This window comes from Flavobacterium sp. (genome assembly GCF_036759525.1).
Lineage (GTDB): Bacteria > Bacteroidota > Bacteroidia > Flavobacteriales > Flavobacteriaceae > Flavobacterium.
Genome location: NZ_DAIOUN010000001.1, coordinates 368,570 through 390,409 on the forward strand (window position 1 = coordinate 368,570; position 21,840 = coordinate 390,409).

Below are 21,840 nucleotides of genomic sequence, written 5' to 3' on the forward strand. Positions count from 1 at the left end.
GTTACATTTTGGTAATTACCAATTCAACTCTGCGGTCTAATTCCGGATTATCACCTAGCGGTTTGGTATTTCCGTAACCTTTAAAAGTCATACGGGTTTTGGGCACTTTTTTGAAAACCAAGTAGTTGAAAACGCTCTCAGCCCGATTGTGTGAGAGCTTTCTTTTTTTGGTATCCTTGTCTATAGCTTCTTTATGATGTGGCGGTGTACAACACACATGTCCCTGAATTTCAATGGAAATGTTTTTGTATTTATGCAGCATTTTGGCTATTTTGTCAAGTTCATTTTTACTTTTCAAAGTGAGTTTACTGCTTCCCCTTTCAAAAAGCATATCCGATAGTAGGATGCGATCTCCAATTATATTGTCTTTGGTAAAAGTGGTATAAACTCCCGGTATTTTAAGTTCTTTTTTAGGTAGTGGCTTTAGGTTGAGTACAACATCTACTCTACGATTTTTAGAACGCACTTCGGGTAGGTTTTCTACAATATCATCATCAATCAAAACCCGACCTTTACCTTCAATGGTTACAATCACTTTATAAGTGATGCCATTTGAGGTTATGTTTTCTTTTACTTTGTTGGCTCTGTCTGTAGATAGTTTTCGGTTGTAATCATCCTTACCCACATCATCACAGTACCCATAAATTTGAATAGTTTCAATACGCGAACTATCAATTTTTTGAATAAAAGCAATCATGTTTTTAGATTGCTCTTTGGTGAGTTCAGATTTGTTGGTAGGAAAATAAATAGAGTATACCAGTTCCTCTTGTGCCTGAATGTTTAGTGCACAAAACCAAAAGAAACATAAGGCTTGAAAAAGTTTCATTAACGCAAGATTTTAGTGTACTCAGAAGGATTGGATAATATTTGCGATGCTTTTTTAACTTCTGCATTATTTTGGATGTAATAGGCATAAAGACCCTCTTTGTATTGGTATCTTTTAATCAATTCGTCCAAGATAAGTTTTTTAATTTCTTCTTGGTTTTTTTGCAATAACTGTTCTTCCGTTTTTTGGAGGGCAGCCAGTAAGTTTTGATATTCGGCTTTTATACCGTCATCAATTTTTTCTTTTTGAGCCGATTCTAAGGTTTTTTTAAGTTGCTTTTCTGTTTCTGTATCAAACGAAAAGTTTTCTTTTTTTAAAAAAGTTTTGAATTGGTTAAAATCAGCATCAGTCAGGTTCGGAATTTTTGTTCCCATATTCGGGTTTTGAGCAACATATTGTGTTGCAAAATTGAAAATGGCGTCGTTTTTTTGTAAGGCCTCGGCAATAGCACTTAGTTGGGTTTCTTGAAGTTGTACATCCGGTAAAATTCCACCTCCATCATACACAGTTCTTCCTTTTCGGGTTTTAAAGGCATTAAAGTTTTTAGCATCTGTTTTAACTGCTTTTCCCGAAGCATCTTTTTTAGAATAATCTAAAGCTTGAATACACCTTCCGGAAGGAGTGTAATATCTTGAAATGGTTACTTTTACTTGGGTTCCATAGGTCAAATCCAACGGGCGTTGTACCAATCCTTTCCCAAAACTTCGGCTACCTACTACTACAGCTCGGTCTAAATCCTGAAGAGCACCCGCTACAATTTCACTCGCAGAAGCACTTTTTCCGTCTACTAAAACCACAATCGGAATGTTTAAATCTATGGGTTCTCGTGTGGTTTTATAGGTTTGATTGTGTTTTTCAATCTTAGATTTAGTGGTTACAATAATTTCACCTTTAGGTACAAATAAATTGCAAATGTTTACTGCCTCATTGAGCAATCCACCCGGATTACCTCGTAGGTCCAAAATTAGGTTTTCGATTCCTTGGGATTTTAAATCCAAAAGTGCGGCTTGAGTTTCAAATGAAGCTTTACGGTTGAATTGCGATAATACAATATATCCTGTTGTAGCATTTACTTTTCCATAAAACGGAACCGCTTTTACTTCTACTTCATCCAAAACAATAACTCCTTGATTTACCTTTCCTTGGCGTGTGTATTTAATGTTTATTTTCGTGTTTTTTGCACCACGCATCAAGGCAGAAGCGTCTTCTTTATAATCTTTTAAAAGAATATCGCCAATTTGAAAAATTTCGTCACCGGCTATCAATCCGGCTTTGTCTGCCGGAAAACCTTTGTAAGGTTCTTTAATGATAATATTTCCTTCTTTTCGCGTAATTAAAGCACCAATTCCGGTGTATTCGCCGGAGTTGTTTATTTTAAATTTTACCACGTCGGCTTCATTAAAATAATTGGTGTAGGGATCAAGGTCGGCCAACATACTTTTAATGGCATGGTCCATCATTTCTGCCGGATTGGTTTCGTCTACATAATTCATGTTTACGGTTTTAAACAAATTGGTAAAAATTTCAATTTGTTTGGCAATTTCAAAGAAATCTTCCTTGAATCCGGAGCCAATAAAAAGAAAACCCGAAAATATTACGGGAAGAACATAGCGTTTTTTAAAATATTTCGACATTATGAGATGTTTTTGCGTTTCAATTTTTTACGAATGTAAACAATAACAGCCACTAAAATAAGAATAAATGGCCAAATGTGAAGCAATCCAATAAAGAATCCCGAAATTCCGTTCCACCCCGATTTCAGAGCGTTCCACATTTGGGTTCCATACGAAACCGTTGCATTTTCTGCATTAGCTACTTTTTTATAAAATTCAATAGTCACGGTGCTCAACGAAACGCGGTTTTGCAAATACTTTAATTGTCCTTCTTTCGCTTCAATTTCTTCACGAATAGTAGATAATTCTTTTTCAATTTCTAATATTTCGGATACTTTACTTGCTTTGGAAAGCAATTGAAGATACCGTTCTTCCAAGGTTTTCTTGGCTTTTAATCGGGCTTCAATATCAATGAATTCGGCCGTAACATCTCGGGCAGAAATTTCTTTTCGGTCAAAATAGGCCACGCCTTTTCCCACATCGGCCAAAAAAGCATCAAAATTGGCGTTTGGAATGCGAACTGTAATCGTTCGGTAAAGTGAATTATAATCTTTTCCTTCTGCATCACTTTGAATATAGGCTTTGTTTTTCTTAACGGATGCAATAATTTGCTGATAGGTAGCTTCTAAATCTTGCGTTTCATAGCGAAGATTGCTCTCTTTGATGATTTTTTGTTCGGTTTGGGCTTCAAAATTGCTTGAAGCTACTTTGTCGTCTATCATTGCCGGAGCGACATCCTCTGTAGCTGCGGTTTCATAAACGGTATTATCCGGATTTCCGCCACACATCAACGGAAAGACCAAGAGAGAAAGGTAGGCAATTGTTAATTTCATAATGGATTGATTTTTGGTTTCACGTAATTTTTCTTGCAAAGTCGCAGATAAAGATTTTAAACATTGCATTTAAATTAAAATCTACACCTAAAATCAACGAAACCCAAACTTTGCGTCCCTTGTCTTTGCGTAAAATATAAAACGATAATTTCTCAAAAAACGTACACCAACAATTGTACCCATTTTTACGATTGAATTTCTTTGATAAATTTCTCAAACAAATGAATCGTTTTTTCATTCATTTCAGAAAAAGAAATGGCTTCTTTGCTTTGATAAAAAAACATAAGGGCATAGGGTTTGTTTAAATTTTCCAACAAAATGTGTTTGTTTAGTCGGTAACATTCGCGAAGCAAACGTTTGTAGTAATTGCGATCTACAGCTTTTTTAAAGTGTTTTTTAGAAACCGAAACCCCAAACTTAATTTTCTCGTCTTTATCTAATTCCACCGGTACAAAAACCAACCGCAACGGATACTTGGAAATTGATTTTCCCTCCGTAAACAGTAAATCAATCTGCTTTTGGCTTTTGAGTTTTTCGTGTTTGGGATAAGTGAAAGTCATGAGGCAAAAGTACAAAAAGGTTTTGAGTGATTGTATATTTGTGAATGAGACATGGTATTAACTCATAATGAAGAGCGGGGAACCAGAAGGCTAAGCTTTTATATGAATACCTTAAGATGGTACTTGTTACAATAGCTTTTTGGACTATTTTCTCCAAAAAAAGAACATGTTTTTTTAGTACAGAAATGAAATTATATAAAAAACAATGAAAATTATGTAACACAATTGTGACGCTATTGCACAATCTTTGCCTATCAAATAATTACAAACCCATTTAAAACTAAAGATTATGAAAACGCTTAAATTTATATTATTTGGATTACTATTGCATAGTTATGCCATTCAGGCTCAGGTTTCTGTAAATATTAATTTGGGAACACCACCGGTTTGGGCACCTGCAGATCGAATTGAAGTTCAGTATTATTACCTTCCGGAAATAGATGTGTATTATGATGTTCCGGCAGAACGTTTCATCTATATCAGAAATGGAAGATGGCATCGTTCCGCAGCTCTTCCGGCACGATACAGAAGTTACAATTTGAGAGGTTCAAACATTGTATATTTAACCGATTACAGAGGTAATGCTCCCTACAAATTTCACAAACAGCATAAAGTGAAGTACAGAAACAATGGCAATGCGTATGTTGTAAAACAAAATAAAGCCAAAGGGAATTCCCGTGGAGGTGGAAAAGGCAAAGGGAATTAAACAAAGACCATCTGGTTTTTAATCTAAATGGACTACTTTCATACTTCAGTACGCCTCTAAGAAATTTATATTCTAAGGGGCGTTTTTTTGCGTTTCAACTCTTATAAAAAAGTCCGAACTCAACGTCCGGACTTTTTTTATTTTGCTATGGGATATCTATTATTCTCTTGATTCACATCAGCCATTAAACCACTGGGGTCTATCACCACCGATTTGATTTTTGCTTTTCCTTGCGAAAGCGTGAATTCATAAGTAGGATACGCCCAATCCCAACCGTTCAAAACCGTTCGTTTTATTTGCGGATAGGGGTTTTCTTTTTCCCATCGCATCAACGGGTTCGGAATGTAAAAACTTTCTACAGTTCCGTCTTCATAGGTTACCAAAATATCCAAAGGCATAGGCATTCTACCGATACGTTCGAGAGTAACTTTTCCGGCATCGTCAATGTTTTTTATACTATAATCAATAGTGTTGGTAGTTTGCGTCCAATCCACCAAATACCAGTCTAAAACCGCTCCTGAAACGCGTTCTGCGGTACGTTTAAAATCATTGGGTGTAGGATGCGTGAATTGAAAATCGTGATAATACCGTTTTAAAGTTTTCATCATATTTTCGGTTCCAATCACGTAGCCCAATTGCGTTAGAAAAACGGTTCCTTTACTGTAGGATGAAATACCATAAATTCGATTTTCATCATAGCGGTCGGCATGCGTACTTTGGGGTTGTTCACGCCCGGTATTCACCATAAAATAATAGTTGTTATACGAACTTTGAAACGGACTTTCGTTTTCTTTTTTATTCTTTGGAGGCATAACTACATTCATAGCAAGATCTGAAATGAAAGAGGTAAATCCTTCATCCATCCATTCGTGTTTGCTTTCATTGGTGGCCAATACGTGTTGAAACCAAATGTGAGCCAATTCATGAGCGGTTACACCCACCAGACTGCCTAACGAACGTTTTCCGGTGATAAGCGTACACATGGCATATTCCATTCCGCCATCACCTCCTTGTATCACAGAATATTGTTTATACGGATACAGCCCAATGTTTGTATTGAAAAAACGCAACAATTCTGCCGTTTTAGGTTGAAGTGCTTTCCAATTCTCTATGATTTCTTTATCATTTTTATAGAAGAAATGAAGTTCCACTCCGTTATCACCCATAATTTTATCGTGGATGTAATTGTTATCGGCACCCCAAGCAAAATCATGCACTTTGGGTGCCACAAAATGCCAAGTCAACGTTTTAGTCTTTTTCGGATGATTCACCACCACGCCTTCGTCTTGATAACCGTGACCGATTTCGTTTTTGTTTTGCAAATAACCCGATGCACCAATCGTGTAGGTTTTATCGATGGTAATTTTTACATCAAAATTGCCCCAAACCCCATGAAATTCTCTTCCAATGTAAGGGTCGGCATGCCAGCCTTCAAAATCAAATTCACACATTTTCGGATACCACTGCGTCATCGAAAGAGCTACACCTTCGGAACTGTTTCTTCCCGAACGTCGAATTTGCTCCGGTACTTGTCCGTCAAAGTCCAAGGTAAAAGTTGATTTTGATTTGGGAAGAATCGGTTTTACCAACGTAACTTCCAAAATGGTTCCTACCACTTTTGTAGCAGCAACTTGTCCGTCTTGTTTAAAATTGGCGATTTTCAAATACCCAATTTGATCCGGTTTTAACGAAGAAATTCTACTTTCAGTCACGTCTTTATCCGCTACTTTGAAGCTCTTTACCATTCGTTTGTCTGGATCTTTGATCGATTTTAAGCGAATATCCATTTCGCTTCCCGGCTGAAATGCATTGAAGTACAAGTGATAAAACACTTTATGGAGTGTATCTGGGGAGTTGTTGGTATATTCTAAGGTTTGTGTTCCTTTGTATTGAAAGGTTTTCACATCCATAGTTAATTCCATTTTGTAATCGGCATGTTGTTGCCAATATCCGGGATTAGGGTTGTTTTGACTCCAAAAACTCAAGGAAACTCCACAACAAATAAGGGTCAGAATTGATTTTATCATAATTATTTTGACATTTTTTCGGCCATCAACAAAGCATTGTAGGCATTCACTATTTTTCCGGAAACAGATAAATCTGAAAAAGGGAGTTTTTGGCTTTTATCACCACCTACCGTTACATATCTCGAAAGGGCTATACCGCTTTCCATAAGAATTTGTTTTACTTGTGAAGCTTTTAATTTGGGATAATACGAACGAATCAAAGCGGCTACACCGGCAGCATTGGGCGAAGCCATAGACGTTCCTTGTTCGTATTTGAATTCTTGGTTAGGAATGGTGGCATAAATTTTTACACCCGGAGCAAAAACATCGACGTCTTTTTTTCCGTAATTCGAAAAATCGGCTACAACCTGAGTCCCGTATTCAAAGTTTAAAGCTCCAATTTTGATGAAATTTGTTGCAATTTCATTTTCACCAACCCGATCATTTGGGTAGCTTTCAACTTGGTTCAAATCATTGGAGTCATTTCCGGCGGCATGCACAAAAAGAACATCTTTTGAAGCCGCATATTTTATGGCGTCATGCACCCATTCTTTTTGAGGAGAAAATCCTTTCCCAAAACTACCATTGATGATTTTTGCACCGTTGTCTACCGCATAGCGAATCGCCAAAGCGATGTCTTTATCGTATTCATCACCATTTGGAACCGCACGTAGGGCCATAATTTCAACATGAGTTGCCACACCATCACCCCCTAATTCATTCCCTCGCAATTGAGCAATAATACCGGCCACATGGGTTCCATGTAAAGCATGTTTTTTATCGGGACCCCAAACTTGGTTGTTTCCGTAATATTTATTTGAAAAATCTTCGGCATTATCACCCAATAGAGCTCTGCCGTCGTATGATACGTTTAGGTGGTAATTCAATTGATCTGAAACGTATTCTTCATAATCTTGAATTTCTTTTCGAAAATCGGTCAAAGTAGATTTTGCAAGCATTTGCGTCATTATCATCTTGGCTCTACCTAGCGAACTGCTAAAACTTTGTATTGATTTTAGTTCTTCAAGAGTATATTCTGATTTTTTCAGATGTTCAGAAATAGCTTGGTCTGCACCTTTTATGGCTTCAAGTTGTTCTCGGTTGGCTTGAGCCTCGGCTAATTTTTCATCTAACTTTTGTTTCGCCAATTGATAAGTTTCCGATCCATCATCTCCCTTTTTTACAATTCGGGTCATTTCGAGATTTTCATGAACGATGTTCCCCAAAAAATTCCATCCGTGAATATCATCCACGTATCCGTTTTGGTCATCGTCAATACCGTTCCCTGGAATTTCTTTTGTATTGGTCCAAATTTTCCCCTTTAAATCGTTGTGCTCAATATCTGTACCGCTGTCTATTACGGCAACAATTACTTTTGTGCTTTTTTTGTTTTGAAGCAATTCAGCATAAGCTCTATCCACACTCATTCCGGGAATGGTGTCTCGAATTAAATCCAAATGACTCCAACGAATCAGTTCAGATTCCTGAATTGAACCGTTTTTTAAAAGTACATTTTCGGCAGTAAGAAACGAAAGCTGTGAGTGGGAATTTCGGGTCGAAGCACATCCCATTAGGATTAAAGTACTCAATCCCAGAACCAAATTATTTTTGAGTTTCATCTTGTTTTTTGGAGCTAATTTAAAATGAAATTTATTTATCCCCTAACCATTAACACTATCTTAAGACATCTTCACAACGGAAAACCTCTTTCAAACGAACGCCTTTTTCGGTTTTTTCAACCGTGATGATTTCGTTATGGGCATCGTGTTCTAAAAAGAGATAGTAATTGTTTTCAGCCGCGGCATTCATGAATTTCGTTTTTTCATCTAAGGTTAAAAGCGGTCGGGTATCATATCCCATAACATACGGAATGGGAATATGCCCGGCTGTAGCCAATAAATCGGCACAAAAAACGATGGTTTTATCTTGGTATTGAATGTGTGGCAGCATTTGTTTTTCGGTATGACCATCGGCATAAAAAATGCCAAAATTCAGTTCTTCCGAAAAGCCAAAATCACCCTTGGCTCTTTGGATAAAATGCAACTGACCACTTTCTTGCATCGGAATAATGTTTTCATGCAAAAATGACGCTTTTTCTCGAGCATTGGGTTGGGTAGCCCATTTCCAATGGTTTTCATTCGTCCAAAATTTTGCATTTTTAAAAGCCACTTCATAACCGGTCCGGTCTTTGTTCCAATTGACACTCCCACCGCAATGGTCAAAATGCAAGTGTGTCATAAAAACATCGGTCACATCATCCCGATGAAAACCATATTTTGCCAAGGATTTATCTAACGAATGTTCGCCCCATAGGGAATAATAGCCAAAAAATTTATCCGATTGTTTGTTGCCCATTCCGGTATCTATCAAGGTTAATCGGTTGCCGTCTTCAATTAATAAACATCGAGCTGCAATGTCGATGAGGTTGTTTTCGTCTGCCGGATTGGTTCGGTTCCAAATGGTTTTTGGTACCACGCCAAACATGGCTCCGCCGTCAAGTTTAAAATTTCCGGCTTCAATGGGGTATAGTTTCATATGGTTTAGCTTGATTTTTTAGGTGTTGCAAATTAGGAAAAATACCTGTTTTAAAGAAAGTTTCATAAATATTTTCTATAAAAACATACGTTATAATAATGTTACGAACTCTTTTAAAATTATTATTTTGATGTATCTTTGCAGTTAATTTAGACAAAATCAAAATAACACATGATAAAAGTTTCAGATACAGCCCGAAAAAAAATCATCGACTTGATGTCGGAGGACGGCTTTGATGCAGCTCATGATTATGTTCGTGTAGGCGTAAAAAGCGGTGGATGTTCCGGTTTGTCTTATGATTTAAAATTTGACAAAGAAATAGGAGAAAACGACAAAGTATTCGAAGATAACGATATAAAAGTAGCGGTTGAAAAGAAGAGTTTTCTCTATTTAGCCGGAACAATTTTAGAATTTTCAGGAGGACTTAACGGAAAAGGATTTGTTTTCAACAACCCAAATGCGAATAGAACATGTGGATGTGGTGAAAGTTTTTCGTTGTAAATGAATCAAAAAAATCAAAAAAATCAAAAAAATCAAAACAAGAAAAACAATCTAAATAATCAAAAGCTAGCAAATTGTTATCTGTTCTTATTTTAGATTTTTTAGATTTTTTAAGTTTTTTAAATTTATAATAATGGCAAAATATAGCTCTTTCGAAGAAATGGAAGTTTACCAAAAAGCTTTACAGTTTGGTGTAAAAGTTTATAAACTTACATTAACAAATGAAAAGATTGCTAAAGATTATGGTTTAAAAGATCAATTGCAAAGAGCGGCTTTATCAATTTCTAATAATATTGCAGAAGGTTTTGAAAGAGAAACTAAGAAAGAATTAATTCGATTTCTTTATATTTCAAAAGGTTCTGCGGGAGAGAGTAGAAATATGTTTAATTTTTTACAATTGTTAGAATATATTGATAATGAAAATTTTTATGAACACAGAAATGATGTTCTTGAAATTTCTAAACAATTAGGAAATTATATCAAGTATTTAAAAAATTTAGAAAAGCAGAATAAAGATAACCAAAAAAATCAAAAGGATTGAAGATAAGAAAAGTGTTGCTGAACTTATTTTAGATTTTTAGATTTTTCAATTTTTTAGATTAACATACAATGGCAAAATATACAGAAGACGATTTAAAAGTTGAACTGGAAACCAAAGAATACGAATACGGTTTTTACACCGAATTAGATTCGGAAACGTTTCCGGTGGGTTTAAATGAAGACATTGTCCGTGCGATTTCTCAGAAAAAAGGAGAACCCGAATGGATGACCAATTGGCGTTTAGAAGCCTTTCGGGCTTGGCAAGAAATGACCGAACCGGAATGGGCTAACGTGCACTATGAGAAACCTGATTTCCAGGCTATTTCCTATTATTCGGCACCTAAAAAAGCGTATCCCAATAAAACATTAGACGATGTAGATCCGGAGTTGTTGGCGATGTACAAAAAACTCGGAATTTCGATTGATGAGCAAAAGCGTATGAACAATGTGGCTATTGATATTGTGGTGGATTCCGTTTCGGTAGCCACTACTTTCAAAAAAACATTGGCTGAGAAAGGCATCATTTTCATGAGTATTTCTGAAGCCATCAAAGAACATCCCGAGTTGGTTCAAAAATACATCGGTAGCGTTGTGCCGCCCAAAGACAATTTTTATGCGGCATTGAATTCCGCAGTTTTTTCAGACGGAAGTTTTTGTTACATTCCAAAAGGCGTGCGTTGTCCGATGGAATTATCAACGTATTTTCGTATCAATCAAGCGGGTACCGGTCAGTTTGAACGCACCTTAGTTATTGCTGATGAAGGCAGTTATGTCTCCTATTTAGAAGGCTGTACGGCTCCCAGTCGTGATGAAAATCAATTGCATGCCGCTGTGGTAGAATTGATTGCGTTGGACGATGCCGAAATAAAATATTCTACCGTCCAAAACTGGTTTCCCGGAAACAAAGAAGGAAAAGGTGGGGTTTATAACTTTGTGACCAAACGAGGTTTGTGCGAGAAAAATGCCAAAATTTCATGGACACAAGTAGAAACCGGTTCTGCCGTTACTTGGAAATATCCATCTTGTGTGTTGAAAGGCGATAACTCAATAGGCGAATTTTATTCGATTGCCGTAACCAATAATTACCAACAAGCCGATACCGGCACCAAGATGATTCATTTGGGAAAAAACACCAAATCAACCATTATTTCCAAAGGAATTTCAGCCGGGAAATCACAAAACAGTTACCGAGGTTTGGTTCAAATTTCGTCAAGAGCAGAAAATGCCCGAAACTTTTCACAATGTGATTCGCTTTTAATGGGGAATAATTGTGGAGCTCACACTTTTCCGTATATCGAAAGTAAAAATACATCTGCCAAAATCGAACACGAGGCAACGACTTCCAAAATTGGAGAAGACCAAGTGTTTTATTGCAACCAACGTGGTATTCCAACTGAAAAAGCGATTGCATTAATTGTAAACGGTTTCAGCAAGGAAGTATTGAATAAATTACCGATGGAATTTGCGGTGGAAGCTCAAAAGTTGTTGGAGATTTCACTAGAAGGCTCGGTAGGATAGTTTTGTTTCAAGTTTCAGGTTTCAAGCTGTTCCTAAACTTAAACAAATTAGTATTTAAAATAAAAAAATAATTTACATGAATCGTTTCAAGAGTCATATTCAATGAACCTGAAACATTAAATCTGAAACAAAAAGTAACATGTTAAGCATAAAAAATTTACACGCTTCCATCGAAGACAAAGAAATATTAAAAGGAATCAACCTTGAAATCAAAGCCGGCGAAGTGCACGCTATCATGGGGCCAAACGGTGCCGGGAAATCAACTCTTTCTTCAATTATTGCCGGAAATGAAAACTACGAAGTTTCTGAAGGTGAAATTCTGTTGGATGGGGAGGATATCTCTGAATTAGCTCCGGAAGAACGAGCTCATAAAGGCGTTTTTTTATCGTTTCAATATCCGGTAGAAATTCCAGGTGTTTCGGTAACAAACTTCATGAAAACGGCTATTAACGAACACCGAAAAGCCAACGGTAAAGAAGAAATGCCGGCCAACGAAATGCTAAAACTAATTCGTGAAAAATCAGAATTATTAGAAATCGACCGTAAGTTTTTATCTCGTTCGTTAAACGAAGGTTTTTCGGGTGGAGAAAAAAAACGTAACGAAATCTTTCAAATGGCCATGTTAGAACCCAAATTGGCCATCTTAGATGAAACCGATTCAGGATTAGACATTGATGCATTACGAATTGTGGCAAACGGCGTAAACAAATTAAAAAGCAGTGAAAATGCGGTTTTAGTTATTACGCATTACCAACGTTTATTGGATTATATTGTTCCTGATTTTGTACACGTTTTAATGGACGGAAAAATCGTAAAATCCGGCGGAAAAGAATTGGCTTTGGAGTTAGAAGAAAGAGGTTACGATTGGATAAAAAGTGAATTAGTTTAAAATTTGTTTCAGGTTTCAAGTTTCAAGTTTTTCTCGTTAAACTAGTATAAACCATTTAAATATATATAAGCCATGGCAACCATTACAAAGTTTGAAGATTTAGAAATTTGGCAAGAAGCCAGAAAACTTGCAAAAGAAATTTACATAATTACATAAGAAACGGATTTAAAAACAGATTTTAGATTTAAAGAACAAATAAAAGCATCATCTGGTTCCGTTATGGATAACATCGCAGAAGGTTTTGAAAGAGATGGAAACATTGAATTTCGACAATTTTTATCCATCGCAAAAGGATCTGCCGGAGAATCAAGATCACAAATTTATAGACTTTACGATTACGAATATGTTTCGTTAGAAAAGTTTGAAGATTTGAAAACTAAATATGAAATTTTAAGCGGTAAGATTAAAAATTTTATAACTTATTTAAACAAAACAGATTTTAAAGGAAACAAATTTCAATAACTTGAAACTTGAAACCTGAAACTTGAAACCAATAAAATGGATTTAAAAGAAAAACTCATATCATCCTTCATGGCATTTGAAGAAAAAGTAGATGTTACTGCAGATTTGCATGATATTCGAACTTCGGCCATCAAGAATTTCGAAAACAAAGGTTTCCCAACCAAAAAAGAGGAAGCTTGGAAATATACATCTCTAAATTCGGTTTTGAAAAACGATTTCTCCGTTTTTCCAAAGCGGGATAATGCAATTGAATTTAAAGACGTTAAGAAGTTTTTTCTACACGAAATCGACACGTACAAGCTGGTTTTTGTAGATGGAAAATTCAGTTCGTTTATGTCGTCAACTACACATGAAGGAATTGACGTTTGCTTGCTTTCTTCGGTGCTGACAAAGCCAAAATACAAAATGATTTTGGACACCTATTTCAACCAAATTGCCAGCAAAGACGAAAGTTTAACTTCATTAAACACGGCTTTTGCACAAGAAGGTGCGTTCATCAATATTCCAAAAAGCAAAGTGGCCGATAAACCCATTGAAATCATTCATTTTTCTACCGGAAACGAAAGTGCGTTGATGGTACAACCGCGAAATTTGATTATTGTGGGTGAAAATGCCCACGTGCAAATCATCGAACGCCATCAAAGTTTGAATAGCAATCCGGTGTTGACTAACTCCGTAACCGAAATTTTTGCTCAAAAACGAGCGATTGTGGACTACTATAAAATTCAAAACGACGAACAAACGGCCAATTTGATTGACAACACCTATATTTCTCAAAAACAAGAGAGTAGAGTGGCGGTACACACGTTTTCTTTTGGCGGAAACATCACCCGAAACAACCTGAACTTTTATCATTTTGGTGAACGAATTGATTCTACTTTAAAAGGAATTACCATTATTGGCGATAAGCAACACGTGGATCACTACACCTTAGTGAATCATGCTACGCCCAATTGCGAAAGCCATCAAAACTATAAAACCATTTTAGGCGGAAGCTCAACCGGCGTGTTCAACGGAAAAATTTTCGTAGAAAAAGAAGCCCAAAAAACCGATGCTTTTCAGCAGAATAACAACATTTTGTTGAGCGACAAAGCCACCATCAACGCCAAACCCCAATTGGAAATTTTTGCCGATGATGTCAAATGTTCCCACGGCTGTACGATTGGTCAGTTAGATGAACGAGCTATGTTTTACATGCAACAACGCGGTATTCCGCAAAAAGAAGCCAAAGCGTTATTGTTGTATGCCTTTTCCAACGAAGTCATCGAAAGCATCAAAATCCCGGAACTCAAACAACGCATCATGAAGATTATTGCGATGAAATTGGGAGTGAATTTGGGGTTTGATTTGTAAAAATTAACCGCAAAGCCCGCTAAGTTTTACGCAAAGGACGCAAAGTTAATGATTTAAACTTTGCGTCCTTTGTGATTTTACTTTGTGCTCTTTGCGGTTAAATTATCATTTAATTGAGGAAATAACTCCTTTCATCATCCCATTAAAATCAAAATCCTCATCTTCCGTCAATCCAAAACGAACAATTACCATTTCTTTGGATGGAATAATGATGACTTTTTGTCCTTGATAACCACTGGCATAATACATGTCTTTCGGCACATCAGGATATTTTCCACCGGCGTTCAACCAAAAATGACCGCCATATGCACCGTTAGAAGTAGGAGTAGGAGTCGCCACATACTTCGCCCAGCTTTTATCAAAAATTTGCTCACCATTCCAATTGCCTTCGTGCAAATAAAGTAAGCCAAACTTAGCCCAATCTCTTGCCGTTGCCCAACCATACGAAGAACCCACGAAATTCCCGGCCATATCCGGTTCAATCAACATCGAATGCATGCCGATTTTATCGATTAGTGAAGCATACCAAAAATCTAAATATTCCTGATGGTTATTAAATTGTCTTCGCAAAATTCCGGAAAGCAAATTGGTTGTTCCCGAAGAGTAATTCCAATGCGTATTAGGGGCATAAGCAGCCGGTTTTTCCAATTGCACTTGGGGCATATCTTCGGCCAAAAAAAGCATTTCTGTTACATCACAAATTTTTCCATAATCTTCTTCCCATTCCAAACCCGAATTCATTTGAATCAAATGGTGTAATGTAATCTTAGAACGTTCATCTTTTGCCCATTCCGGTAAACCAACGGGTTTAGTAATGTCAATTTTTCCTTGTTTTTGCAAAATTCCAAAATAAGTCGCTGTGATACTTTTGGTCATCGACCAACCCAAGAATTTGGTATTTTTAGAAAAACCGGCTTCGTATTTCTCAGCAATGATTTTATCTTTATAAATCACTAAAAGAGCTCGGGTTCGTTTGGTTTTTTCGCCTTTTTTATCAAAAGCATTCGCAACCGCTTGATTCAGTTTTTCGTAATTCACTTCCGGAAAAACGCGGTCTTGGGGTTCCAAATTTCCATACGGAAAAGGTAAGTTAAGTGCTGTTTTATTTCGTTTCGGAACCAAATACGGTTGTGTTTCATCAAAAGCATCATTTATCAATGTTGCTCCCAAACCTTCTCGGTAAAGGGCTTTGCGTTTTTTTAATCCAAAAGCCGAAGAAATAACAAATTTTCCTTCTTCATGGATTTCATTAGTTGCCAAACGAACATTATCTATGTCATTATCGCCACTTTCAATAACTTCCAGAGAACGACCATCAATAAAATGTCCCGAAGCCACACTTTTGGCTGAAAAACCGGATACAATATCCAATTTGGGATAGGTGGTTACCCCCAAATAAACGACAACCAATACAAGCAAAACACCTAAAAATTTGAAAATTTTTTTCATTTGAAATGTTATTTCCTGCAATGTATAAAAAATAAGAAATAAAAACACCATTTGAGGTATTTCTGCTCTCACAATTCATAAAAATTCGTGAATTTGTGGCGGTTACGACTTCCTTTTTTACTACTTTTGTATTTAGAATTTTTCTAAATAAAAATGATAGATAGTCAAAAAATAAGAGCCGATTTCCCAATTCTTTCTCAAACTGTTAACGGAAAACCGCTTGTTTATTTCGATAACGCCGCCACTTCGCAAAAACCTCAAGTGGTAATTGATGCCGAAGCGAATTATTATAAAGAAATTAATGCCAATATTCACCGGGGAGTGCATACGTTGAGTCAATTGGCTACCGATGCATACGAGACGTCTCGTCATAAAATTCAACAGCATATCAATGCTAAATTCAGTCACGAAGTACTTTTTACTTCCGGTACTACGCACGGAATTAATTTGGTGGCAAATGGTTTTGCAAGCTTTCTAAAACCGGGTGATGAGGTCATGGTTTCTGCGTTAGAACACCACAGCAACATTGTTCCTTGGCAAATGCTTTGCGAAAAAACAGGAGCAAAATTGGTCGTGATTCCGATGAACGAAACCGGCGAACTCATTCGTTCAGAATACGAACGATTACTTTCACAAAAAACCAAAATCGTAACCGTAAACCATATTTCCAATGCATTGGGAACCATCAATCCCATTAAATGGATGATTGAAAAAGCTCACAAAGTGGGTGCAGCCGTTTTAATCGATGGAGCACAAGCCACACCGCATCTCAAACCCGATGTGCAAGACTTAGATTGTGATTTTTATGTGTTTTCCGGACACAAAATCTGCGGACCTACCGGAACCGGAATTTTATACGGAAAAGAAGCTTGGTTAAACCAACTACCCCCATACCAAGGTGGAGGCGAAATGATTGCAACCGTTTCGTTTGAAAAAACCACCTATGCCGAATTGCCACACAAATTTGAAGCTGGAACACCCAATATTGCGGGAGGAATTGTTCTCGGAACCGCCATTGATTACCTCAATGCAATTGGGTTTGAAAACATTGCCGCCTACGAACACGAATTGCTTGAATACGGAACTAAAAGATTGCTGGAAATAGAAGGTTTGAAAATTTATGGCACATCAAACCAAAAAACTTCCGTAATTTCGTTTAATCTTGACGGCATTCATCCGTATGATGTTGGTACGATTATTGACAAATTAGGAATAGCGGTTCGCACCGGACACCATTGTGCCCAACCCATTATGGATTTTTATCAAATTCCGGGAACTTTGAGAGCTTCGTTTGCGTTTTACAACACCAAAGAAGAAATCGATGCGTTGGTAGAAGCCGTTAAAAGAGCACAAATGATGTTGAGTTAATTTAAAATCAAAACACATGAAAACCATTTTTACGATTTTTCTTTCCTTGGTCCTGGCCAAAGGATGTGGCGAAGAAGCCAATGCAATAGATTCGGCTGTTGTAGAATATGAAGCGTTGTCAAGAGGGTTTTACAAAACCATTAAAATTGAAAACAAAAAATTGTATGTGGTAAAATCCAGAAACGATAAACCGCATGAGGTTTCGTTGTCTGCCAAACAATGGAACAGTTTGGTTGAATTGTTTAAAGAAATCAATCTGGATGAATTATCCAATTTAAAAGCCCCTACCGAAAAAAGAATGTATGACGGAGCCGCTCACGCTCGTTTTGCGGTAACTTTAGACGGCAAAAACTACAGCACCCAAAGCTTTGATCACGGACATCCGCCTGTAGCCATAGAAAAATTTGTAAATAAATTAACCGAATTGTCTTTTAAAGAATGATGTCAATACCGGAAATAGAAAATGAAATAGTGGACGAATTTTCACTGTTTGAAGATTGGATGCAACGCTATGAGTACATTATTGAACTCGGAAAATCGCTCCCTCTAATTGAAGATAAATACAAAACAGAAGACAATATAATCAAAGGCTGTCAATCCAAAGTGTGGTTACACGGCGAAGAGCATGAAGGAAAAATTGTTTTTACAGCCGATAGTGATGCTATTTTGACCAAAGGCATTATTGCCCTTTTAATTCGGGTTTTTTCCAATCAAAAAGCGGCAGATATTCTAAAAGCCAATACCGATTTTATTGATGAAATTGGATTAAAAGAACACCTATCACCAACCAGAGCAAACGGTTTGATCTCTATGATCAAGCAAATAAAAATGTATGCCTTAGCTTTTGAAGCGAAGCAATAATTTTTTACCATATAAGCCATATAAGATAATATAAGATTTATGAATTATACAAAACAAGATTTAAAGGATTTGATTTATCAAGTAAATGGAGCAGCAATTGAAGTTCATAAAAGTTTTGGTCCCGGGTTGCTTGAGAGTGTTTATCATAAATGTCTTAAACACGAACTTGAATTAAGAAAAATTAAATTCAAATCGGAATTATTAATACCCATTCAATACAAAGGTATTGAAGTTGATGCCGAATTAAGATGTAATTTTTTTATTGATGATAAATTAGTAGTTGAATTAAAATCGGTCACAGAAATGAAACCGATTTTTGAAGCTCAGATTTTATCTTACATGAATTTATTAAAAATACCAATAGGATTATTAATCAATTTTAATGTAACAAACATTTACAAAGAAGGCCAGAAAACGTATATTAACAATTTATATAATCAAATTTGGGATTAACTTATATTCCCTTATACTACTTATATGGTTAATAAACATTCAATTTTTTAAATTAACAAAATGGAAGAATACAAAGACGAAATAAACCTTGGCGAAAATGTAGTTAAAGTCCTCAAAGGCATTTACGACCCCGAAATACCGGTCGATATTTACGAACTCGGACTAATATACGATGTCATGATTAACGAAGACAACGACGTAAAAGTGCTAATGACCTTAACTTCTCCCAATTGTCCGGTAGCCGAAACTTTACCTCAAGAAGTGGAAGAAAAAATCAAGTCCATTGATGCCGTCAAGTCATGCGAAGTAGAAATTACTTTCGATCCGCCGTGGTCCAAAGATTTAATGAGCGAAGAAGCCAAATTAGAATTGGGGATGCTGTAAAAAAGTTTCAAGTTTCAAGTTTCAGGTTCTGCAACTTGAAACATTAAACCTGAAACAAAAGACATGAACGAAATCACCAACAAAGTAGCCAACTCATCACTCGAAGTGTTCGATTTAGAGGATTATTATCCTTCCGGAATCCGAACACAATTGGATATAGCCCAATGGTTGGAAGAGGGCTTTTTATTAAAAGAAAAAGACTTCCGCGAGGCTTTGAAAAACCACGATTGGTCACAATACCAAAACCATTTGGTGGCGATTCACTGCTCAACCGAGGCAATCTTGCCGGCTTGGGCAACTATTTTGGTTGCGGTACAACTACAACCATATGCCAAAAAAATCATTTTAGGAAAAAAAGAAGAAATCGATTCGATCTTATACACTGAAATTCTCAATCAAATCGATTATTCTGTTTACAGCAACAAACCGGTTATTCTAAAAGGATGTTCCAAAAAACCGGTGCCGGAATCGGCCTATGTTATTGCAATGCAACAACTTCAAAAAGTAGCCAAAAGCGTCATGTTTGGTGAAGCGTGTTCCGCTGTTCCGCTATTTAAACGAAAATAAAATAAAAACTTTACCTTTGTACTTATTTTAATACAAAAAAAGATGATTAAAAAAGTACTATTTGTATTCGTTTTGTGTAGTTCAACACTTTGGGCTCAAGACGGTGTGGTAAAATCCGTTGAAGAAGTAGCCAAAAAAATAGAAGATACTACAGCTGTAAAAGGATGGACCAAAAAAGGGAATTTCAATTTTTTGGCCAATCAATCTACTTTTTCCAACTGGCTAGCCGGTGGTCAATCCAACTTAGCGGTTTCTGTCGGAATTAATTACGATTTCAATTACAAAAAAAACGATTGGAGTTGGGATAACAAACTCATGATGAATTATGGGATTACCAAAATTAAAGGACAAGACATTTTAAAATCAGACGATCGTCTTGAATTCAATTCCTTAGCCGGTAAAAAAGCAACCGGTTACTGGTATTATTCGATGTTCTTAAACTTAAAAACGCAAATCACTACCGATTTAGGAAATCCCGCACCAAATTTTTCGCTCCCTAAATCTACAAGCTTCTTCTCTCCCGCCTTTTTACAAGTAGGTCCCGGTATGATGTGGAGAAAAACCGAAAACCTAAAAGTGAATATCGCACCTTTAACCTCGCGTTTTGTATTTGTTATGGATCAAGATTTGGCAGACCTAGGGGCTTTTGGAGTTGATCCTGGCGATAATATGCGTTTTGAGTTTGGAGCCTCACTTTCGGCATACTACAAAACAAAATTGTTCGAAAATGTAAGCATGGAAAACATTTTGAATTTGTATACCAACTATTTGGAAGACCCTCAAAACGTCGACCTGGATTACCAAATCAACATCGTTATGAAGGTAAACAAGTTTTTATCAACCAATCTTGCATTTCAAACTATATACGACGACAACGCCTTTAGAGGTTTTCAAACCAGACAAGTTATTGGTTTAGGCGTGAATTTCGGATTTTAAAAAATACTTGCCACAGAATCTTGTCATTCCGAGGAACGAGGAATCTCATATTAAAAATAAAGTATGAAATTTTTCGTTTTTCGGAATTTTATTGGGCGAACGGCCGGGTTTTCCGTTTCAAGTTTTTTGTGTTTTTTCTACAACTGCACCGGCTGTGGGAGCTTCCGTTGGTTGCTTCCTCGCACGGGCATTTCTACCAAAAAACACAAAAAAGCTTTCCACTTCAACCCCTGTCGCAACGAGCTACTCTTCTACAGCATCCTTGTAATCCGGATATAAAAATTTATTGTAAGGAAAACGCGTTATGTGAATTTCTCTCACGGCTTCGTAAACTTTTTCCCGAAATTCCTCAAAGTTTTCTTTTTCGGTAGCCGAAATAAACAAGGCTTTGCTTTCACCCACATGATGCATCCAAGTGTTTTTCCATTCCTCCAATGAGTAATGCTTAGAGGTTCGCTCGGTTACCAAGTCGTCTTGGTCAAAATAAGCCGGTTTGTAGGCATCAATTTTGTTAAACACCATAATAGTAGGTTTGTCTACACTTTTAATGTCTTGCAAAATTTGGTTTACCGAAGCAATGTGGTCTTCAAAATCCGGATGCGAAATATCTACGACATGAAGCAATAAATCGGCTTCACGAACTTCATCTAATGTACTTTTAAAAGATTCGACCAACTGGGTGGGTAATTTTCGAATGAAACCCACCGTATCCGAAAGTAAAAAAGGCAGGTTTTTAATCACCACTTTTCGAACGGTGGTGTCTAAAGTAGCAAACAATTTGTTCTCTACAAAAACATCACTTTTTCCAATGGCATTCATCAAAGTAGATTTCCCAACGTTGGTATATCCTACCAATGCCACGCGAACCATGGCACCGCGATTGCTGCGTTGCACCGACATTTGTTTGTCTATCGTCTTAATTTTATCTTTTAACAATGCTATCCGATCACGTACAATTCGTCTATCGGTTTCAATCTCCGTTTCACCAGGACCCCGCATTCCAATACCCCCACGTTGACGTTCCAAGTGTGTCCACATTCCCGAAAGCCGCGGTAATAAATATTGACACTGAGCCAACTCTACTTGGGTTCGTGCATACGAAGTTTCGGCACGTTGAGCAAAAATATCCAAAATAAGATTGGTGCGGTCCAGAACTTTACAATCCAAAAGTTTGGATATGTTTTTTTGCTGAGCCGGAGAAAGTTCGTCATCAAAAATTACCGTAGAAACTTCATTTTCTTTGATAAAAGAATTGATTTCTTCCATTTTTCCGGTTCCCACAAAAGTTTTAGGATTGGGTTTTTCCAGTTTTTGCCAAAAGCGTTTGATTACTTCGCCTCCTGCCGTAAAAGTCAAAAACTCCAATTCATCCAAATATTCATTGAGTTTAACCTCGTCTTGGTCTTTTGTAATTATCCCGACAATAACGGTTTTTTCAAAATTTATTTTTTCCTTCTCTAACATACAATCTTTATAAATG

General features: G+C 36.7%; 22 protein-coding genes and 1 pseudogene. 14 read left to right on the plus strand and 9 right to left on the minus strand.

The features are described 5' to 3' along the window. Window position 1 precedes the first annotated feature (1 nt). From V7M80_RS01655 to rnpA, 4 genes are all read right to left on the minus strand, one after another. A complete protein-coding gene (locus V7M80_RS01655; protein ID WP_333693561.1) occupies window positions 2-826 on the minus strand; it encodes an OmpA family protein in 825 nt (274 codons plus the stop codon). Continuing rightward, window positions 826-2,460 carry a S41 family peptidase gene (locus tag V7M80_RS01660; protein ID WP_333693562.1) on the minus strand — a complete coding sequence of 545 codons (1,635 nt, stop codon included), beginning with the start codon at window positions 2,458-2,460 and terminating at the stop codon, window positions 826-828. Before V7M80_RS01660 ends, V7M80_RS01655 begins: the two co-directional genes overlap by 1 nt. Further along, window positions 2,460-3,272, minus strand: a complete 813-nt coding sequence (locus V7M80_RS01665; protein ID WP_333693564.1) for a DUF4349 domain-containing protein — start codon at window positions 3,270-3,272, stop codon at window positions 2,460-2,462. Before V7M80_RS01665 ends, V7M80_RS01660 begins: the two co-directional genes overlap by 1 nt. 185 nt (window positions 3,273-3,457) lie before the next feature. Next, entirely contained in the window at window positions 3,458-3,832 is a 375-nt protein-coding gene (gene rnpA / locus V7M80_RS01670) for a ribonuclease P protein component (protein ID WP_333693565.1), read from the minus strand. A 289-nt stretch (window positions 3,833-4,121) separates the two neighbouring features. Between rnpA and V7M80_RS01675 the strand changes: the two genes are divergently transcribed. After that, entirely contained in the window at window positions 4,122-4,538 is a 417-nt protein-coding gene (locus tag V7M80_RS01675; protein ID WP_333693567.1) for a hypothetical protein, read from the plus strand. 137 nt (window positions 4,539-4,675) lie between these two features. On the opposite strand, the gene V7M80_RS01680 is transcribed toward V7M80_RS01675, so the two are convergent. Genes V7M80_RS01680 through V7M80_RS01690 form a run of 3 tightly spaced genes read right to left on the minus strand, consistent with a single transcriptional unit; the run spans window position 4,676 to window position 9,079 of the window. Next, window positions 4,676-6,565, minus strand: a complete 1,890-nt coding sequence (locus tag V7M80_RS01680) for a M1 family metallopeptidase (protein WP_333693569.1) — start codon at window positions 6,563-6,565, stop codon at window positions 4,676-4,678. Between the two features lie 2 nt (window positions 6,566-6,567). Further along, window positions 6,568-8,163, minus strand: a complete 1,596-nt coding sequence (locus tag V7M80_RS01685; RefSeq protein WP_333693570.1) for a S8 family peptidase — start codon at window positions 8,161-8,163, stop codon at window positions 6,568-6,570. A 55-nt stretch (window positions 8,164-8,218) separates the two neighbouring features. Continuing rightward, window positions 8,219-9,079, minus strand: a complete 861-nt coding sequence (locus V7M80_RS01690; protein ID WP_333693571.1) for an MBL fold metallo-hydrolase — start codon at window positions 9,077-9,079, stop codon at window positions 8,219-8,221. Window positions 9,080-9,250: 171 nt separating this feature from the next. On the opposite strand from V7M80_RS01690, the gene V7M80_RS01695 reads away from it, so the two are divergent. The 6 genes and pseudogenes from V7M80_RS01695 (at window position 9,251) to sufD (ending at window position 14,342) form a co-directional block, all read left to right on the plus strand. Beyond that, entirely contained in the window at window positions 9,251-9,580 is a 330-nt protein-coding gene (locus tag V7M80_RS01695) for a HesB/IscA family protein (RefSeq protein WP_333693572.1), read from the plus strand. Window positions 9,581-9,713: 133 nt separating this feature from the next. Further along, entirely contained in the window at window positions 9,714-10,121 is a 408-nt protein-coding gene (locus tag V7M80_RS01700; protein ID WP_333693574.1) for a four helix bundle protein, read from the plus strand. Window positions 10,122-10,189: 68 nt separating this feature from the next. After that, window positions 10,190-11,638, plus strand: a complete 1,449-nt coding sequence (gene sufB, locus V7M80_RS01705; RefSeq protein ID WP_333693575.1) for a Fe-S cluster assembly protein SufB — start codon at window positions 10,190-10,192, stop codon at window positions 11,636-11,638. A gap of 139 nt (window positions 11,639-11,777) precedes the next feature. Further along, on the plus strand, window positions 11,778-12,527 hold the full coding sequence (gene sufC / locus V7M80_RS01710; RefSeq protein WP_333693577.1) for a Fe-S cluster assembly ATPase SufC: 750 nt from the start codon (window positions 11,778-11,780) through the stop codon (window positions 12,525-12,527). A gap of 72 nt (window positions 12,528-12,599) precedes the next feature. Continuing rightward, a pseudogene (locus V7M80_RS01715) lies at window positions 12,600-12,989 on the plus strand (four helix bundle protein). Window positions 12,990-13,025: 36 nt separating this feature from the next. Next, window positions 13,026-14,342, plus strand: a complete 1,317-nt coding sequence (gene sufD / locus V7M80_RS01720) for a Fe-S cluster assembly protein SufD (RefSeq protein WP_333693578.1) — start codon at window positions 13,026-13,028, stop codon at window positions 14,340-14,342. A 105-nt stretch (window positions 14,343-14,447) separates the two neighbouring features. Here the strand turns inward: sufD and V7M80_RS01725 are convergent, their stop codons facing one another. Further along, window positions 14,448-15,791: a serine hydrolase domain-containing protein gene (locus V7M80_RS01725; protein WP_333693579.1), complete on the minus strand. Its 1,344-nt coding sequence runs from the start codon at window positions 15,789-15,791 to the stop codon at window positions 14,448-14,450. Between the two features lie 153 nt (window positions 15,792-15,944). On the opposite strand from V7M80_RS01725, the gene V7M80_RS01730 reads away from it, so the two are divergent. The 7 genes from V7M80_RS01730 (at window position 15,945) to V7M80_RS01760 (ending at window position 20,360) form a co-directional block, all read left to right on the plus strand. Continuing rightward, window positions 15,945-17,159 (plus strand): aminotransferase class V-fold PLP-dependent enzyme, encoded by a 1,215-nt coding sequence (locus V7M80_RS01730; protein ID WP_333693580.1) that lies wholly within the window; start codon window positions 15,945-15,947, stop codon window positions 17,157-17,159. A gap of 16 nt (window positions 17,160-17,175) precedes the next feature. After that, the gene (locus tag V7M80_RS01735) at window positions 17,176-17,601 is read left to right on the plus strand and encodes a hypothetical protein (RefSeq protein ID WP_333693581.1); all 426 of its coding nucleotides are present in this window, start codon (window positions 17,176-17,178) and stop codon (window positions 17,599-17,601) included. Beyond that, the gene (locus tag V7M80_RS01740) at window positions 17,601-18,020 is read left to right on the plus strand and encodes a SufE family protein (RefSeq protein WP_333693632.1); all 420 of its coding nucleotides are present in this window, start codon (window positions 17,601-17,603) and stop codon (window positions 18,018-18,020) included. The genes V7M80_RS01735 and V7M80_RS01740 overlap by 1 nt, the downstream gene beginning before the upstream one ends. A gap of 39 nt (window positions 18,021-18,059) precedes the next feature. Then, complete coding sequence (locus V7M80_RS01745; RefSeq protein WP_333693583.1) at window positions 18,060-18,473, plus strand: GxxExxY protein; 414 nt, start codon at window positions 18,060-18,062, stop codon at window positions 18,471-18,473. A gap of 60 nt (window positions 18,474-18,533) precedes the next feature. After that, on the plus strand, window positions 18,534-18,857 hold the full coding sequence (locus tag V7M80_RS01750) for an SUF system Fe-S cluster assembly protein (RefSeq protein WP_333693585.1): 324 nt from the start codon (window positions 18,534-18,536) through the stop codon (window positions 18,855-18,857). Between the two features lie 63 nt (window positions 18,858-18,920). After that, the gene (locus tag V7M80_RS01755) at window positions 18,921-19,424 is read left to right on the plus strand and encodes a DUF2480 family protein (protein WP_333693587.1); all 504 of its coding nucleotides are present in this window, start codon (window positions 18,921-18,923) and stop codon (window positions 19,422-19,424) included. 42 nt (window positions 19,425-19,466) lie between these two features. Next, window positions 19,467-20,360, plus strand: coding sequence for a DUF3078 domain-containing protein (locus V7M80_RS01760; RefSeq protein ID WP_333693589.1), 894 nt, complete (start codon window positions 19,467-19,469; stop codon window positions 20,358-20,360). A gap of 243 nt (window positions 20,361-20,603) precedes the next feature. Here the strand turns inward: V7M80_RS01760 and hflX are convergent, their stop codons facing one another. Next, window positions 20,604-21,824 (minus strand): GTPase HflX, encoded by a 1,221-nt coding sequence (hflX, locus tag V7M80_RS01765; RefSeq protein WP_333693591.1) that lies wholly within the window; start codon window positions 21,822-21,824, stop codon window positions 20,604-20,606. Window positions 21,825-21,840: the final 16 nt, after the last annotated feature.

Excerpts from the sequence above, each read along its gene's own strand:
- sufC (WP_333693577.1), top strand. The coding sequence starts at position 11,778 with ATGTTAAGCATAAAAAATTTACACGCTTCCATCGAAGACAAAGAAATA.
- V7M80_RS01740 (WP_333693632.1), top strand. The coding sequence starts at position 17,601 with ATGTCAATACCGGAAATAGAAAATGAAATAGTGGACGAATTTTCACTG.
- V7M80_RS01745 (WP_333693583.1), top strand. The coding sequence starts at position 18,060 with ATGAATTATACAAAACAAGATTTAAAGGATTTGATTTATCAAGTAAAT.
- V7M80_RS01725 (WP_333693579.1), bottom strand. The coding sequence starts at position 15,791 with ATGAAAAAAATTTTCAAATTTTTAGGTGTTTTGCTTGTATTGGTTGTC.
- V7M80_RS01685 (WP_333693570.1), bottom strand. The coding sequence starts at position 8,163 with ATGAAACTCAAAAATAATTTGGTTCTGGGATTGAGTACTTTAATCCTA.
- sufD (WP_333693578.1), top strand. The coding sequence starts at position 13,026 with ATGGATTTAAAAGAAAAACTCATATCATCCTTCATGGCATTTGAAGAA.
- hflX (WP_333693591.1), bottom strand. The coding sequence starts at position 21,824 with ATGTTAGAGAAGGAAAAAATAAATTTTGAAAAAACCGTTATTGTCGGG.
- V7M80_RS01760 (WP_333693589.1), top strand. The coding sequence starts at position 19,467 with ATGATTAAAAAAGTACTATTTGTATTCGTTTTGTGTAGTTCAACACTT.
- V7M80_RS01735 (WP_333693581.1), top strand. The coding sequence starts at position 17,176 with ATGAAAACCATTTTTACGATTTTTCTTTCCTTGGTCCTGGCCAAAGGA.
- rnpA (WP_333693565.1), bottom strand. The coding sequence starts at position 3,832 with ATGACTTTCACTTATCCCAAACACGAAAAACTCAAAAGCCAAAAGCAG.
- V7M80_RS01680 (WP_333693569.1), bottom strand. The coding sequence starts at position 6,565 with ATGATAAAATCAATTCTGACCCTTATTTGTTGTGGAGTTTCCTTGAGT.
- V7M80_RS01695 (WP_333693572.1), top strand. The coding sequence starts at position 9,251 with ATGATAAAAGTTTCAGATACAGCCCGAAAAAAAATCATCGACTTGATG.
- V7M80_RS01700 (WP_333693574.1), top strand. The coding sequence starts at position 9,714 with ATGGCAAAATATAGCTCTTTCGAAGAAATGGAAGTTTACCAAAAAGCT.
- V7M80_RS01660 (WP_333693562.1), bottom strand. The coding sequence starts at position 2,460 with ATGTCGAAATATTTTAAAAAACGCTATGTTCTTCCCGTAATATTTTCG.
- V7M80_RS01665 (WP_333693564.1), bottom strand. The coding sequence starts at position 3,272 with ATGAAATTAACAATTGCCTACCTTTCTCTCTTGGTCTTTCCGTTGATG.
- V7M80_RS01755 (WP_333693587.1), top strand. The coding sequence starts at position 18,921 with ATGAACGAAATCACCAACAAAGTAGCCAACTCATCACTCGAAGTGTTC.
- V7M80_RS01655 (WP_333693561.1), bottom strand. The coding sequence starts at position 826 with ATGAAACTTTTTCAAGCCTTATGTTTCTTTTGGTTTTGTGCACTAAAC.
- V7M80_RS01690 (WP_333693571.1), bottom strand. The coding sequence starts at position 9,079 with ATGAAACTATACCCCATTGAAGCCGGAAATTTTAAACTTGACGGCGGA.
- sufB (WP_333693575.1), top strand. The coding sequence starts at position 10,190 with ATGGCAAAATATACAGAAGACGATTTAAAAGTTGAACTGGAAACCAAA.
- V7M80_RS01750 (WP_333693585.1), top strand. The coding sequence starts at position 18,534 with ATGGAAGAATACAAAGACGAAATAAACCTTGGCGAAAATGTAGTTAAA.
- V7M80_RS01730 (WP_333693580.1), top strand. The coding sequence starts at position 15,945 with ATGATAGATAGTCAAAAAATAAGAGCCGATTTCCCAATTCTTTCTCAA.
- V7M80_RS01675 (WP_333693567.1), top strand. The coding sequence starts at position 4,122 with ATGAAAACGCTTAAATTTATATTATTTGGATTACTATTGCATAGTTAT.